This window comes from Massilia aurea (genome assembly GCF_014200505.1).
Lineage (GTDB): Bacteria > Pseudomonadota > Gammaproteobacteria > Burkholderiales > Burkholderiaceae_D > Telluria > Telluria aurea_B.
On sequence record NZ_JACHBX010000002.1, the window covers coordinates 429,172 to 444,104 of the forward strand.

At 60.9% G+C, this 14,933-nt stretch carries 7 protein-coding genes; 3 read left to right on the plus strand and 4 right to left on the minus strand.

The features are described 5' to 3' along the window. Nucleotides 1-89: 89 nt before the first annotated feature. Complete coding sequence (locus HD842_RS11250) at nt 90-3,635, plus strand: pectinesterase family protein (protein ID WP_183554420.1); 3,546 nt, start codon at nt 90-92, stop codon at nt 3,633-3,635. An 83-nt stretch (nt 3,636-3,718) separates the two neighbouring features. On the opposite strand, the gene sodC is transcribed toward HD842_RS11250, so the two are convergent. Further along, a complete protein-coding gene (sodC, locus tag HD842_RS11255) occupies nt 3,719-4,240 on the minus strand; it encodes a superoxide dismutase family protein (protein ID WP_183554422.1) in 522 nt (173 codons plus the stop codon). Between the two features lie 140 nt (nt 4,241-4,380). Beyond that, entirely contained in the window at nt 4,381-4,947 is a 567-nt protein-coding gene (locus HD842_RS11260; RefSeq protein ID WP_183554424.1) for a cysteine hydrolase family protein, read from the minus strand. 265 nt (nt 4,948-5,212) lie between these two features. Between HD842_RS11260 and HD842_RS11265 the strand changes: the two genes are divergently transcribed. Together HD842_RS11265 and HD842_RS11270 are read left to right on the plus strand one after the other, a co-directional pair. After that, the gene (locus HD842_RS11265) at nt 5,213-5,557 is read left to right on the plus strand and encodes a hypothetical protein (RefSeq protein ID WP_183554426.1); all 345 of its coding nucleotides are present in this window, start codon (nt 5,213-5,215) and stop codon (nt 5,555-5,557) included. A 58-nt stretch (nt 5,558-5,615) separates the two neighbouring features. Next, nucleotides 5,616-5,987: a hypothetical protein gene (locus tag HD842_RS11270; RefSeq protein ID WP_183554428.1), complete on the plus strand. Its 372-nt coding sequence runs from the start codon at nt 5,616-5,618 to the stop codon at nt 5,985-5,987. 73 nt (nt 5,988-6,060) lie between these two features. Here HD842_RS11270 and rpoC read toward each other — a convergent pair whose 3' ends face one another. Beyond that, the gene (gene rpoC, locus HD842_RS11275; RefSeq protein WP_183554430.1) at nt 6,061-10,308 is read right to left on the minus strand and encodes a DNA-directed RNA polymerase subunit beta'; all 4,248 of its coding nucleotides are present in this window, start codon (nt 10,306-10,308) and stop codon (nt 6,061-6,063) included. A gap of 222 nt (nt 10,309-10,530) precedes the next feature. Then, the gene (rpoB, locus tag HD842_RS11280; protein ID WP_183554432.1) at nt 10,531-14,640 is read right to left on the minus strand and encodes a DNA-directed RNA polymerase subunit beta; all 4,110 of its coding nucleotides are present in this window, start codon (nt 14,638-14,640) and stop codon (nt 10,531-10,533) included. Between the last annotated feature and the right edge of the window lie 293 nt (nt 14,641-14,933).

The following is a 14,933-nucleotide window of genomic DNA, read 5'->3' on the forward strand; positions in this document are numbered from 1 at the left end:
TCGCGTCTCTCGCCATTCAAGGACAGTCCGGCAGCGCGTCAAGCGCGGCGGCGGGCTCGCGGCCTCATTTCCTCCACTAGGAGAACCACATGCACTATCCAGGTTTGCATGCAGCGCTGTGCGCTGCCCTACTCTTTGCCAGCGGCGGACACGCTGCGGCCGCAGTCGATCCGGCGCGCCAGGGCGCCCCTGCCGACGGCTGGGCCAGCCAAGCTGGCGGCACCGTCGGCGGCGCGAATGCCGTCGAATCCCAGATCTATACGGTGACCAACCGCGCCCAGCTGCTGGCGGCGATCCAGAACGGCGGCGTCGACAACAAGATCATCAAGCTCGTCGGCGTGCTCGACATGAGCGAAGGCCAGCCCTATGCCAGCAACGCGGACCAGGCGGCGCGCGGCGCGGTGCGCCTGAAAAGCAATACGACACTGATCGGCGGCGCGAATGCGGGCATCGTCAACGGCCACATCATCCTGTCGAACGTCTCGCAAATCATCATCCGCAACCTCAAGCTCGTCAATCCGTGCGACGTCGCGCCCGTCTGGGACCCGAACGACGGCTCGAGCGGCAACTGGAACAGCGCCTTCGACGCCATCGCGGTGACGGGCTCGAGCCATGTCTGGATCGACCACAACAGCTTTACCGACGCGCCGCGCACCGACAATTTCCTGCCTGTCGAGAACGGCAAGGTGAAGCAGTGCCATGACGGCGCGGTCGATATCACGAACGCGTCCGACTACGTCACCGTGTCGTACAACGTCTTCGGCGAACACAACAAGAACAACCTGGTCGGCAGCGGCGACGGCGCAACGGCTGACGAGGGCAAGCTGCGCGTCACGTTCAGCAACAACGTGTTCCGCGACGTTACCAGCCGCGCACCGCGCGTGCGCTATGGCCAGGTGCACTTGTTTAACAACTACTATGCTGGTTCGACATCGCACCCGGTCTACGCCACCAGCTATTACGTTGGCGTCGGCCATGCCGCCAAGATCCTGTCGCACAATAATGTGTTCGAGGTCGCGGGCGCCACCGCCTGCAGCGACGTCGTCGAGAATTTCGGCGGCACGATTCCCGGCGCCTTCAAGGACACCGGTTCGCTGCTCAACGCCAAACCGCTCGGCGCCTGCGGCGTGCCGACGACCGTTACCTGGACCCCGCCGTACGCCTTCAGCGCGCGGCCAATCCCGCTGGTCAAGGCCAACGCGCTGGCACAGGCCGGTGGCGGCAAGCTGGTGACGACCATCAGCGGCACCGGCAAGGTCGTCGTCGATACCGGCCCGACCCTGGCCTGCCCTGCAACCGGCTTCTACTTCTGCGACGACTTCCAGATTGGCGGCAGCGCCAAATGGGACCTCAAGCCATTGCCCGGCCCGAACGGCACCTTCAGCGTGGTGACCGAAGCTGCCGGCAGCGCCAACAAGGTGCTGCTATACACCGCGGCCACCACCGGCGGCGTGCTGGCCCTGATCAAGGACAGCGAGATGGGCGCCGTGCCGTCGGGCGACTACTTCGTCGAAGCCCGCATCCGGCCGATGACCAATGGCACCACCGGGAACAAGTTCCTGTTCCTGGTCACCCGCTACGTCGATGTCAACAACTGGTACGGCGCCGGTTTGAACGTGCAGAATGCCACCACCAGTACCCAGGTAGAGATCGTCAAGCTGCTCGCCGGCGCACTCAACCGGCAGCGCGCAGTGCGCAAACCGATCGCGATGGATGCCCAGTTCTATACAGTGCGATTCGAGATGGTCGGCACCACGCTGACGGTCTATCTCGACGGTGAAAATCTCGGCTCGGTCACCGACAGCAGCTTTGCCGCGCGCGGTCGGGTCGGCCTGTACACGGCCAACAAGAGCTTCCAGATCGACGACGTGCGCATTGGCGACCCGCGCATGAAACCGGTGCAACTGACGCTCGCCCCCGGCACGCCGGCCTGGGCCGCAGAAGCTGGCGACACCCCACTGCAGGTGCAGGTCACTGCGGTGGCGGCCGACGGCACGCCCGACAGCTTCACTACCGAGTCGAGCAATCCTGCGGTGGCCACCGTCACGCTCGACGGCGCGATGGCCACGATCGCACCGGTGGGCGCGGGCACGGCCGAGATCGTATTCCGGGCCGGTTCGGATGCGACCATGACACGGTCGATTGCGGTGACGGTTTCTCCACAATTCGTCCAGCCGACCCAGGTGTACCAGCTCGACGGTGTCGCCGTGCCGGCGGCAATGGAAAGTGCAGCGTATATCGACAGCACGCTCAAGCTGGTGTTCGACAAGCCGCCGGTCCTCGGCACGGGCGGCACGATCCGGATTTTCCGCCAGGCGGACGATGTGCTGGTGGACGTGATCAAGCTGACCGCTGAAACTGACATGATCGGTTACCCGGGCCAGGACCAGATCCGCAAGGTCAATACGACGCCGATCCAGATTGCCGGCAATACGGTAACCATCAAGTTGCACAGTAACAAGCTGGATTACAACACGGGGTATTACGTGGCGATCGCCGACGGCGTCTTCACCGGCACCAGCCTTGGCGGTGTGCCGTTCCGGGGCATCGGCAAGGCTGGTGGATGGGCATTCACCACCCGCGCAGCTGCACCGACTGGCGCGAGCGTGACGGTCGATGATGACGGCGTGGCCGATTTTCGCACCGTGCAGGGCGCGCTCAGTTACGCGATGCAGAACTTCGTCAAAGCCGAGCCGGTGACGATCAAGGTGATGAATGGCGCGTACGAGGAGCTGCTCTTTTTGCGTGGTAAGGACAATGTCAGCATCGTGGGCCAGAGCCGTGATGGCGTCGTGATCCGCTATACCAACCACAACACGCTCAATCCATTCACCGGTGCCAGCCAGGTGGCAAACGCTGCCGCAGCGGCGACCGGCGGGCGCGCCGTGATGCTGGTCGAGACATCGGACATGCTCGTGCTCGATACCCTCAGCATCGACAACACGACACTGCGCGGCCCCACCACAGGTCAGGCCGAAACGCTGTACTTCAACAATGATGGCGGCCGCCTGATCGCCAAAAACAGCGCGTTCTACAGCGAGCAGGACACACTCAACCTGAAGGGGTTCAACTGGTTCTACCGCAGCCTGGTATCGGGCAACGTCGACTTCATCTGGGGCGGCAGCCGCGCCGCGCTGTTCGAAGAAAGCGAGATCCGCACGATCGGCGACACGTCCAGCCCGACCAGCGGCGGCTACGTGCTGCAGGCACGCGTGATCAATCCGGCCGACAAGGGTTTTGTCTTCCTCAACAGCGCGCTGACGCGTGGTCCGGGCCGCGGCCCGCTCAAAAGCGAAGTGCCCGATGGCGCCACCTGGCTGGCGCGCAGCCCGGGCGGCACGGCGAGCTACGACAACATCGCGTTCATTAACACCCGGATGGACCGGCATGTGGCGCCCGCAGGCTGGGCCGGACTGGGCGTGAACAGCCAGCCCGCACCCAATCCGGTGGTGCCCAATGCGGTGAGCGGCTGGCGTGAGTACGGCAGCACCGACCTCGCCGGCGTGCCGCTGGACCTGTCGCGTCGTGTTGGCGGCTACCTGCTGCGCGCCGATGAGGTGGAAGCGGGCTTCTCGAACCGCGCCCAGGTGTTTGCGGCGTTTGGGGCCGGAGAAGGCTGGAATCCGCAGCCGTAGTGAAGGGTTGAAATGGCGCAGGGCCCATCGCTTGGTGTACAAGCGATGGGCCCTGCGCGTTTGCTGCTTGTTCTTCTACGGGATTACTGGATCACGCCGCAAGCCATGCGGGCGCCGCCACCACCCAGCGGTGCTGGATGATCGGCGTGGTTGTCACCACCGACGTGCACCATCAGAGCCTTGCCCTTGAGGTCCGCCATTTTCATGCGCGGGGCCAGCACCGGATTGGTGGCCATGCCTTTGGCGTCAACGGAGAGGCCTGGCAGATCGCCCAGGTGGCCATCGCCCCATGGGGTGCTATGTTTCTTGGTGTTGGCCGGGTCGAGGTGACCGCCGGCGGCACCTGCAGGGACGGTCTTGCCGTCCGCCTGGTTCGGCGCGCAGCTGCCATTGGCGTGCACGTGGAAGCCGTGCAGGCCAGGGGTCAGGTCCTTGAGCTCGGGAGTGAACACGACGCCGTATTGGGTTTCGCTGATCTTCACGGTACCGATGCTGGCGCCTTCGCCTTTATCGGTCGCCATTTTCAGCGTGACCGACATGTCGGCAGCGCTGGCGGAGGCGCACACGGCGCCGAACAGGACAGCACTCATCCATTGTTTGTTCATGGTTCACTCCTTGGCAAAATTTCGGGATATTGAAAAGACAAGTGAGTGTAGACCATTCCATGCGGAGGGGGTGTTCGGCTGACCAGGGCTTCAAGGGAATGAACACGGGACGCTGGTCGGGGCTGGGGGCGACTTCTCTATCACGCGATGCCCATTGCGTAGCGGCGCAGTACATCGTCGGACGACATGACTTCCGCGTATTCGCCATGCAGGTTCGCCAGAGCCATCAAATGGACGTCCTCGGCGCTGCGGTGCGTGCCGCCGAAATCCGTCTTGTCGAACGTGAAGGTCGCATCCGACACGACGATGGTGGAAAAGCCCAGATTGCCTGCTGTGCGTGCAGTCGCCTCGACCGAGTTGTTGGTGCTGACGCCGACGATCACCAGGTGGGTAATGCCGCGCGCATGCAGCCAGCGCTCGAGGCCGGTGTGGATGAAGGCATCGGGAACGTTCTTTTCGACCACGTGTTCATGGACCATTGGATGGAAGCGCGGCTGGAATTCAACGCCGGATTGTCCCGGTGCGAAGACGGAGGCCGGCGAGCGGCTGATGTGGCGGACGCTGACGATTGGATACCCTGCCACCCGCCAAGCCGCGTGCAGGCGCGCGATCATGCCCTCCGCGGTCGGGTTGTTGCGAGGTGGCAGGGTCGCGGATTGCATGCCCTGTTGCATGTCAATGATGATCAGGGCCGGTGGCTGGGTCATGCGGATTCTCCATAGTGAGATAGCCAAACTAACACAACAGGATGCTCGGCAACCATGGTCAACCTGATAGGTCGCGGGCTCCGGAGCCGTAGCCAAGACAGCGCCCCGGCCTGCCGCCGCAGCAGGTTTCCGGCTTGACTGCGCGTAAGTCAGAACGATGCGGAATGGCTGACTATCCTCGGGTGGCGCATCCCATCAAGCCATCCAGCCAACGAGGGCATCAATCAGAAGGGCGTCCGGAATGCTACATTCCACTCACCGTAAAATGTTGAAGCTCGCCTTTTTGAGCGTCCTGGTCTACCCAGCGACCGTGTTTGCCGAGGTCAGTGACAAGGAGACTTCTTCAGATCTCTTCTGGAAAATCGGTCTGGCTGCAGCAATCGTCTGTTTCGTCGGTACTCGCATAAAACCGTGGCTAGGCATCATCTGCTTCATACCCGTCGCGCTGTGGTTCGGAATTCTGTTCCTGGAACTTCACTCACCTGATGTTGGCACTCACCTACGCCTCGAACAAGGCGCTGTTTACTTCCTGCAGGCCTATGCGGCTTTTGGCATGCCGTTGTGTGGGCTACTCGCGGGCTATTTCTGGCATCGAAAAAGCGCGGCCTAGCGTAGGCCACCAGAGGTACGGCAATCATGTGCATATCGATCTACGTTGAGGCTCCTCCATGAACATTCAGCGCTTATACCCGTTCATTTTTCTACTCGCGTCTCCTGTGATCGCCGCTGACACCGATCCCGGGCCGTATCTGCAGACGGCTGCCTCGTACCGGATCTATGGCGGAGGACTTGGGGATCCAATAGCGCCTAGGCCGAACGACAAGAAAGTGGTGTTTTCCATCGAAGGCAATGCGGCCAGGCAGATCTTCGATGCCATTGGGCCGGACAAGCATGACCCGTGCACCGAAGGCAGCGGAATGCGAGTCCGCCACAAGGATCACGACCATCTGACTTGCACTTTGAGCAAACAGAACGACTACGTGTGCAGCTTCGGATTCGACCTTGTGAGCGGCAAGAGCATCGGTGGCAGTATCTGTTGACGGCGCTTACCGAAAACGCAGGCAAAAAAAAACGGCACCCCTCAGGGTGCCGTTTCATTTTCAACTAAGACGATTACTCGCCGTCGTCGTGCTGCTCAGCCGAAGCCGAAGCAACTTGCTGGTCTTCCATCGCTTGCAGCTCGGCGGCCATATTGGCCTTCTCTTGCTGCAGCAGTGCCTGGCGCTCTTCCGCTTCCCACACTTCCTTCTCTTTGCGAGCGCGGTGGAATGCCAGACCCGTACCGCCCGGGATCAGGCGACCGACGATGACGTTCTCTTTCAGGCCGCGCAGACCGTCGCGCTTGCCCATGATCGCCGCTTCGGTCAGCACGCGGGTGGTTTCCTGGAACGATGCGGCCGAGATGAACGAATCGGTCGACAGCGATGCCTTGGTAATACCCAGCAGCACGTTTTCGTACGTTGCCGGCAGCTTGCCCACCGCATTCATGCGGTCGTTCTGGTCCAGCAGCTCCGAACGCTCGACCTGCTCGCCGATGATGTAGTCGGTGTCGCCTGCTTCGACGATCTGAACACGACGCAGCATCTGGCGAACGATCACCTCGATGTGCTTGTCGTTGATCTTCACGCCTTGCAGACGGTACACGTCCTGCACTTCGTCGACGATGTAGCGGGCCAGCGATTCGATACCCAGGAGGCGCAGGATGTCTTGCGGATCGGCTGGGCCGTCGACAATCATCTCGCCCTTGTTCACGACTTGACCATCGTGGACCAGCACTTGCTTGTCCTTGGTGATCAGGAACTCGTGCTTGTTGCCGTCCATGTCGGTGATCTCAAGGCGTTGCTTGCCCTTGGTCTCTTTACCGAATGCGACAGTACCCGTGACTTCCGCCAGCATGCCGGCGTCTTTTGGCGAGCGTGCTTCGAACAGCTCGGCAACGCGTGGCAGACCACCGGTAATGTCTCGCGTCTTCTGCGATTCAGTCGGGATACGTGCCAGCACTTCACCGACGGACACTTGCTGACCGTCTTTGACCATGATCAGCGAGCCGACCTGGAAACCAATGGCCACGGCGTGTTCGGTGCCCGCGATCTTGACTTCCTGATTCTCTTCGTTCAGCAGCTTGACCTGCGGACGCAGCACCTTGCCAGCCGAACCACGACGCTTCGGATCGATCGCGACGAGGGTCGACAGACCGGTCACATCGTCCACCTGGCGAGCAACGGTGACGCCCTCTTCCACGTTTTCGAAGCGGATGGTACCAGCGTACTCGGTGATGATCGGACGGGTCAGCGGATCCCACGTTGCCAGGGCGATACCAGCTTTGACAGCCTGGCCATCCTTGACGATCAGGGTCGCACCGTACGGCACCTTGTGACGCTCGCGCTCACGGCCATGATCGTCCGTGATCAGCACTTCGCCCGAACGGGTAATGACGATTTGCGCGCCCTTGCCGTTGGTGACGTAACGCATGGTTGCCGTGAAGCGAACCGTACCGTTGGACTTGGCTTCGACCGACGACGCCACTGCTGCACGCGATGCCGCACCACCGATGTGGAACGTACGCATGGTCAGCTGGGTACCCGGCTCACCAATCGACTGTGCTGCCACGACGCCGACTGCTTCACCGCTGTTGACCAGCATGCCGCGGCCCAGGTCGCGACCATAGCACTTGGCGCACAGGCCGAAGCGCGTGTCGCAGTTCAGTGGCGTGCGGACCTTCACTTCGTCGATGCCGACGCGTTCGATCTCTTCGACCATGTCTTCGTCCAGCAGCGTGCCGGCTTCGAACAGGGTTTCCTGGGTTTCAGGATTGACGACATCGGTACCGGTGACACGGCCGAGGATACGGTCGCGCAGGGCTTCGATGACTTCACCACCTTCGACCAGCGCCTTCATGTGCGTGCCGTTGTTGGTGCCGCAATCGTCCTCGATCACCACCAGATCCTGCGTCACGTCGACCAGACGACGGGTCAGGTAACCCGAGTTTGCGGTCTTCAGCGCGGTATCGGCCAGACCTTTACGAGCGCCGTGGGTCGAAATGAAGTACTGAAGCACGTTCAGGCCTTCGCGGAAGTTCGCGGTAATCGGCGTTTCGATAATCGAACCGTCCGGCTTCGCCATCAGACCACGCATACCGGCCAGCTGACGAATCTGGGCTGCCGAACCACGGGCGCCCGAGTCGGCCATCATGTAAATCGCGTTGAACGATTCCTGGGTGCCTTCGGTGCCATCACGCTTGGTGACCGGCTCGATTTTCAGCTGGTCCATCATCGCCTTGCCGACTTCATCGGAGGTCTTGCCCCAGATGTCGACGACCTTGTTGTAGCGCTCGCCGGCGGTGACCAGACCCGAGCTGTACTGCTGCTCGATCTGTTTCACTTCGGCTTCAGCGGCAGCGATCATGCCCTTCTTGACGTCCGGGATCATCATGTCGTCGACGGCGATCGAGATACCGGCGCGCGTTGCCAGGCGGAAGCCCGACTGCATCAGCTTGTCGGCAAACACGACGGTCGCACGCAGACCGCACTTGCGGAACGACGTGTTGATCAGCTTCGAGATTTCTTTCTTCTTCAGCGAACGATTCAGCACCGAGAATGGCAAGCCTTTTGGCAGGATCTCGGACAGGATCGCACGGCCGACCGTGGTCTCGTAGCGGGTCAGGGTCTGGTCGAAGCCACCTTCGGCGTTGCGTGGGAATTCCACGATACGCACGGTGATGCGGGTCGCCAGTTCGACTTCCTTGTTGTCGTACGCGCGGATGACTTCCGACACGTCCGGGAACATCATGCCCTCGCCCTTGGCGTTGATCGCCTCGCGCGATGCGTAGTACAGACCCAGCACGATATCCTGGGACGGCACGATCGACGGTTCGCCGTTCGATGGGAACAGGATGTTGTTCGACGCCAGCATCAGCGTACGTGCTTCCATCTGTGCTTCGATCGACAGCGGGACGTGGACAGCCATCTGGTCACCGTCGAAGTCGGCGTTGAACGCCGCGCAGACGAGTGGGTGCAGCTGGATCGCCTTGCCTTCGATCAGGACCGGCTCGAACGCCTGGATACCTAGACGGTGCAGCGTCGGCGCACGGTTCAGCATGATCGGGTGTTCCTTGATGACTTCTTCAAGGATGTCCCAGACCACTGGCTCTTGCACTTCGACGAGCTTCTTCGCAGCCTTGATGGTCGTAGCCAGACCCATCAGTTCGAGCTTGTTGAAGATGAATGGCTTGAACAGCTCGAGTGCCATCAGTTTCGGCAGGCCGCACTGGTGCAGTTTCAGCTGTGGACCCACCACGATGACCGAACGGCCCGAGTAGTCGACGCGCTTGCCCAGCAAGTTCTGACGGAAACGACCGCCCTTACCCTTGATCATCTCGGCCAGCGACTTCAGCGGACGCTTGTTGGCACCGGTCATCGCTTTACCGCGACGGCCGTTGTCCAGCAGCGAATCGACTGCTTCCTGCAGCATGCGCTTTTCGTTACGCGTAATGATCTCTGGTGCGCGCAGTTCCATCAGGCGCTTCAGGCGGTTATTACGGTTGATGACGCGGCGATACAGGTCGTTCAGGTCGGACGTGGCGAAACGGCCACCGTCCAGCGGGACGAGCGGACGCAGTTCTGGCGGCAGGACCGGCAGAACTTCCATGATCATCCATTCAGGCTTGATGCCCGAACGCTGGAACGCTTCGAGCACTTTCAGGCGCTTGGCGTACTTCTTGATCTTGGCTTCGGACTTCGACTCTTTGAGTTCCACGCGCAGCGCGTCGGCATCGCGGTGGATGTCGATCGAGCGCAGCAGTTCACGGATACCTTCGGCGCCCATGAATGCGGTGAAGTCGTCGCCGTACTCTTCGTACTTGGCGGCGTAGTCGTCTTCCGACATGATCTGGCTCTTCTTGAGCGGGGTCATGCCTGGATCGGTGACGACGTATGCTTCGAAGTACAGCACGCGTTCGATGTCCCGCAGCGTCATGTCCAGGACCATGCCCAGACGCGATGGCAGCGACTTCAGGAACCAGATGTGCGCGACTGGCGAGGCCAGCTCGATGTGGCCCATGCGCTCACGGCGCACCTTGGCCAGCGTGACTTCAACGCCGCACTTCTCGCAGATCACGCCGCGGTGCTTCAGGCGCTTGTATTTGCCGCACAGGCATTCGTAGTCCTTGATAGGACCAAAGATCTTGGCGCAGAACAGGCCATCGCGCTCAGGCTTGAACGTGCGGTAGTTGATGGTTTCCGGCTTCTTGACTTCGCCGAACGACCACGAACGGATTTTTTCAGGCGACGCCAGGCCAATCTTGATGGCGTCGAAACTTTCGTTTTGCTGAACTTGCTTGAATAGATCGAGCAGTGCTTTCATGTATCACTCCAGGTGATTGAATTCTTTACTGACTTGCTTGCCGCCAGCTCCTCACTGATTTTCGCCAGTGCTTGCCAAGCCCACTACCCTTAAAACTGTCATTCCCGCGCAGGCGGGAATCCAAGTTTGCCGGTGACTTACCGGGCTTAGGTTCCCGCCTGCGCGGGAACGACGTTTTGAAGGCGCAGGCCGTGCCCGAAGGCTGGCGGCCTTGCTGCCTGCTTAGTTGCGCTCGAGATCGATATCGATACCCAGCGAACGGATTTCCTTCACCAGCACGTTGAACGACTCTGGCATGCCGGCTTCGATCACGTGGTCGCCTTTGACCAGGTTCTCGTAGACCTTCGTACGGCCGTTCACGTCATCCGACTTCACAGTCAGCATCTCTTGCAGCACGTACGATGCGCCGTACGCTTCAAGTGCCCACACCTCCATCTCACCGAAGCGCTGGCCGCCGAACTGGGCTTTACCGCCCAGTGGCTGCTGCGTCACGAGCGAGTACGGACCAGTCGAACGCGCGTGCATCTTGTCGTCGACCAGGTGATGCAGCTTCAGCATGTGCATGAAGCCAACGGTGACCTTGCGCTCGAATGCTTCGCCGGTGCGGCCGTCGAACATCGTGACCTGGTTCTTCGACGGGGTCATGCCGAGGTTCGCAGCGATGTCGTCCGGGAACGCCAGGTCCAGCATACGACGAATGTCTTCTTCGTGGGCGCCATCGAAGACCGGGGTCGCGAACGGCACGCCGTTCTTGAGGTTGCCCGCCAGGGTCAGGATCTCTTCATCGCTGAAGCTGTCCAGGTCTTCCTTGCGGCCGGTTTCGTTGTAGATCTTGTCCAGGAACACGCGCAGGTCTTGTGCCTTCGCTTGCGCCTGCAGCATTTCGCCGATGCGCCAGCCCAGGCCCTTGGCCGCCCAACCGAGGTGGGTTTCCAGGATCTGACCGACGTTCATGCGCGATGGCACGCCCAGCGGGTTCAGCACGACGTCAGCAGGACGACCGTCCGCCATGAACGGCATGTCTTCCACTGGCACGATACGCGAGACCACACCCTTGTTACCGTGACGGCCGGCCATCTTGTCGCCCGACTGCAGGCGGCGCTTGACGGCCAGGTAGACCTTGACCATCTTCTGCACGCCTGGCTGCAGCTCGTCGCCTTGCGTCAGCTTCTTGCGCTTCTCTTCGAAGGCCAGATCGAACTGGTGACGCTTCTCGTTGATCGATTCCTTGATCGCTTCGAGGGCGTTCGCGGTGTCGTCTTCTGCCGGACGGATGTCGAACCAGTGGAACTTGTCCAGGTCCGCCAGGTACTCGGCAGTGATCGCCGCGCCCTTGGCCATCTTCTTCGGACCGCCATTGACGATCTTGCCGATCAGCATGCGCTCCAGACGCTCGAAGGCATCGCCCTCGACAATACGCATCTGGTCGTTCAGGTCCAGGCGATAGCGCTTGAGTTCATCGTCGATGATCTGCTGGGCGCGCTTGTCACGCTGGATGCCTTCGCGGGTGAACACTTGCACGTCGATCACGGTGCCGACCATGCCCGAAGGCACGCGCAGCGAGGTGTCTTTCACGTCCGACGCTTTTTCGCCGAAGATCGCGCGCAACAGCTTTTCTTCTGGTGTCAGCTGGGTCTCGCCTTTTGGCGTGACCTTACCGACCAGCACGTCGCCAGCCTGCACTTCGGCGCCGATGTAGACGATGCCCGATTCATCCAGGCGCGCCAGCTGGTTTTCTGCCAGGTTCGAGATGTCGCGGGTGATTTCTTCCGCGCCCAGCTTGGTGTCACGTGCGACGACCGACAGCTCTTCGATGTGAATCGAGGTGTAGCGGTCATCCTTGACGACGTTTTCCGAGATCAGGATCGAATCTTCGAAGTTCAGACCGTTCCACGGCATGAACGCCACCAGCATGTTCTGACCCAGGGCCAGTTCGCCCAGGTCGGTCGATGCGCCGTCGGCGATCACGTCGCCACGGGCGACGCGGTCACCAACCTGCACGATCGGACGCTGGTTGATGTTGGTGTTCTGGTTCGAACGGGTGTACTTGATCAGGTTGTAGATGTCGACGCCGACTTCACCAGCCTGTGCTTCATCATCGTTCACACGAATGACGACGCGACCCGCATCGATGTAGTCGACCATACCGCCACGCAGAGCCTGCACGGTGGTACCCGAGTCAACTGCCACGGTGCGTTCGATACCGGTACCGACAACGGCCTTCTCAGGACGCAGGCAAGGCACGGCCTGACGCTGCATGTTGGCGCCCATCAGTGCACGGTTCGCATCATCGTGTTCCAGGAACGGAATCAGCGAGGCAGCGACCGACACGATCTGGCCTGGTGCAACGTCCATGTATTGGACGCGCTCTGGCGAGACCAGGATCGTTTCGCCGGCTTCACGCGACGAGACCAGCTCGTCGATCAGTTGGCCGTTTTCATTGATCGCGGCGTTTGCCTGCGCAATGATGTAGCGGCCTTCTTCGATGGCCGACAGGTAATCGATCTGATCGGTGACCTTCGAACCATCGACCTTGCGGTACGGGGTTTCCAGGAAGCCGTATTCATTCAGGCGGGCGTACAGTGCCAGCGAGTTGATCAGACCGATGTTCGGGCCTTCAGGCGTTTCGATCGGGCACACGCGGCCGTAGTGGGTCGGGTGCACGTCGCGCACCTCGAAGCCAGCACGTTCGCGGGTCAGACCGCCAGGGCCCAGAGCCGAGACGCGACGCTTGTGCGTCACTTCCGACAGCGGGTTGGTCTGGTCCATGAACTGGGACAGCTGCGACGAACCGAAGAACTCACGGATCGCGGCCGAAATCGGCTTGCTGTTGATCAGGTCATGCGGCATCAGGTTGTCCGCTTCGGCCTGGCCGAGACGTTCCTTGACTGCACGTTCCACGCGGACCAGGCCAGCACGGAATTGATTCTCTGCCAGCTCGCCGACGCAACGGACGCGACGGTTACCCAGGTGATCGATGTCATCGACTTCGCCGCGGCCATTGCGCAGCTCGACGAGGATCTTGATCACGGCCAGGATGTCTTCGTTCGACATGGTCATGTCGCCGGTCAGTTCATCACGGCCGATACGGCGGTTGAACTTCATGCGGCCGACAGCCGACAGGTCGTAGCGTTCCGGCATGTAGAACAGGCCGTTGAACAGCGCTTCGACCGATTCTTCGGTTGGCGGTTCGCCAGGACGCATCATGCGGTAGATCGCCACGCGCGCCGCGGTGCGGTCAGCGGTGTCGTCGGTGCGCAGGGTTTGCGAGATGTAGCCGCCCTGGTCCAGATCGTTGGTGTACAGCGTCTGGATTTCGGTCACGTCTGCATCGCGCAGCTTGCCCAGCAGTTCTTCGGTCAGCTCGTCGTTGGCGACAGCGATGACTTCACCGGTGTCCTGGTCGACGATGTTCTTGGCCAGCACGCGGCCCAGCAGGTAGTCTTCAGGGACCGAGATGGTCTTGATGCCGGCAGCTTCGATGTCACGGACGTGCTTCGCGTTGATACGCTTGTCCTTGGTGACAATGGTCTTGCCCGACTTCGGATCGACGATGTCGAAACGCGCGACTTCACCGCGCAGACGCTCGGGGACGAACTCGAGTTCGCCGCCGTCGTTGCGCACGACGAAGTTGTCGAAGACGAAGAAGTTCGCCAGGATCTGTTCCGGCGTCATGCCGATGGCCTTGAGCAGGATCGTCACTGGCATCTTGCGGCGACGGTCGACGCGGAAGAACAGGATGTCTTTCGGGTCGAACTCGAAGTCGAGCCACGAGCCGCGGTAAGGAATGATCCGTGCCGAGAACAGGAGCTTGCCCGACGAGTGCGTCTTGCCGCGGTCGTGCTCGAAGAACACGCCCGGCGAACGGTGCAGCTGGGATACGATCACGCGCTCGGTGCCGTTGATCACGAACGAACCGTTCGTGGTCATCAGTGGCAGCTCGCCCATGTAGACTTCTTGTTCCTTCATTTCCTTGACGACCGGCTTGGTCGGCGATTCCTTGTCCAGGATCACCAGACGCACCTTGGCGCGCAGCGGCGACGCGAAGGTCAGGCCACGCTGCTGGCACTCTTTCACGTCAAACGCAGGGTCACCCAGCACATACGACAGGAACTCGAGGCGCGCAAAACCATTGTGCGACACGATAGGGAAGATCGAAGAAAAAGCCGACTGCAGACCCTCGGCCTTGCGTCCCGATGGGACAGCATCAGCCTGGAGGAAGTTCTCGTAGGATTCCAGCTGGGTAGCCAGCAGGTAGGGAACGTTGTGAACGTTGGCGCGTTTCGCGAACGACTTGCGAATACGCTTCTTCTCAGTAAATGAGTAGTGCATGGACACTCCGTGAGTGACAGAAAGGATGAAGAATTCAGGATTTGCCAGTGGCACGCGCCACCACCACACACAATTCCTGAAGTCTTTACTCTTTCGCGCCAGATGAAAAGGACAAGCAAACTGCTGTGTTACGATATTTCTGAGCCGGTGTTGCCGCCTCTATTCTGTCATTCCTTGGCGACGTCTGTCGCAGGGACGACAAAAGAGCCAAAGCCGCAATTCCCGCCTTCCGGCAAGTTTTGCAAGCTTTGACTCCCGCATCAGGTGCTGCGAACAGCACCCTTTGCCTATGT

Bases quoted from the DNA above. Each gene is read 5' to 3' on its own strand.
- HD842_RS11250 (WP_183554420.1), top strand. From the start codon at position 90: ATGCACTATCCAGGTTTGCATGCAGCGCTGTGCGCTGCCCTACTCTTT.
- sodC (WP_183554422.1), bottom strand. From the start codon at position 4,240: ATGAACAAACAATGGATGAGTGCTGTCCTGTTCGGCGCCGTGTGCGCC.
- HD842_RS11260 (WP_183554424.1), bottom strand. From the start codon at position 4,947: ATGACCCAGCCACCGGCCCTGATCATCATTGACATGCAACAGGGCATG.
- HD842_RS11265 (WP_183554426.1), top strand. From the start codon at position 5,213: ATGTTGAAGCTCGCCTTTTTGAGCGTCCTGGTCTACCCAGCGACCGTG.
- HD842_RS11270 (WP_183554428.1), top strand. From the start codon at position 5,616: ATGAACATTCAGCGCTTATACCCGTTCATTTTTCTACTCGCGTCTCCT.
- rpoC (WP_183554430.1), bottom strand. From the start codon at position 10,308: ATGAAAGCACTGCTCGATCTATTCAAGCAAGTTCAGCAAAACGAAAGT.
- rpoB (WP_183554432.1), bottom strand. From the start codon at position 14,640: ATGCACTACTCATTTACTGAGAAGAAGCGTATTCGCAAGTCGTTCGCG.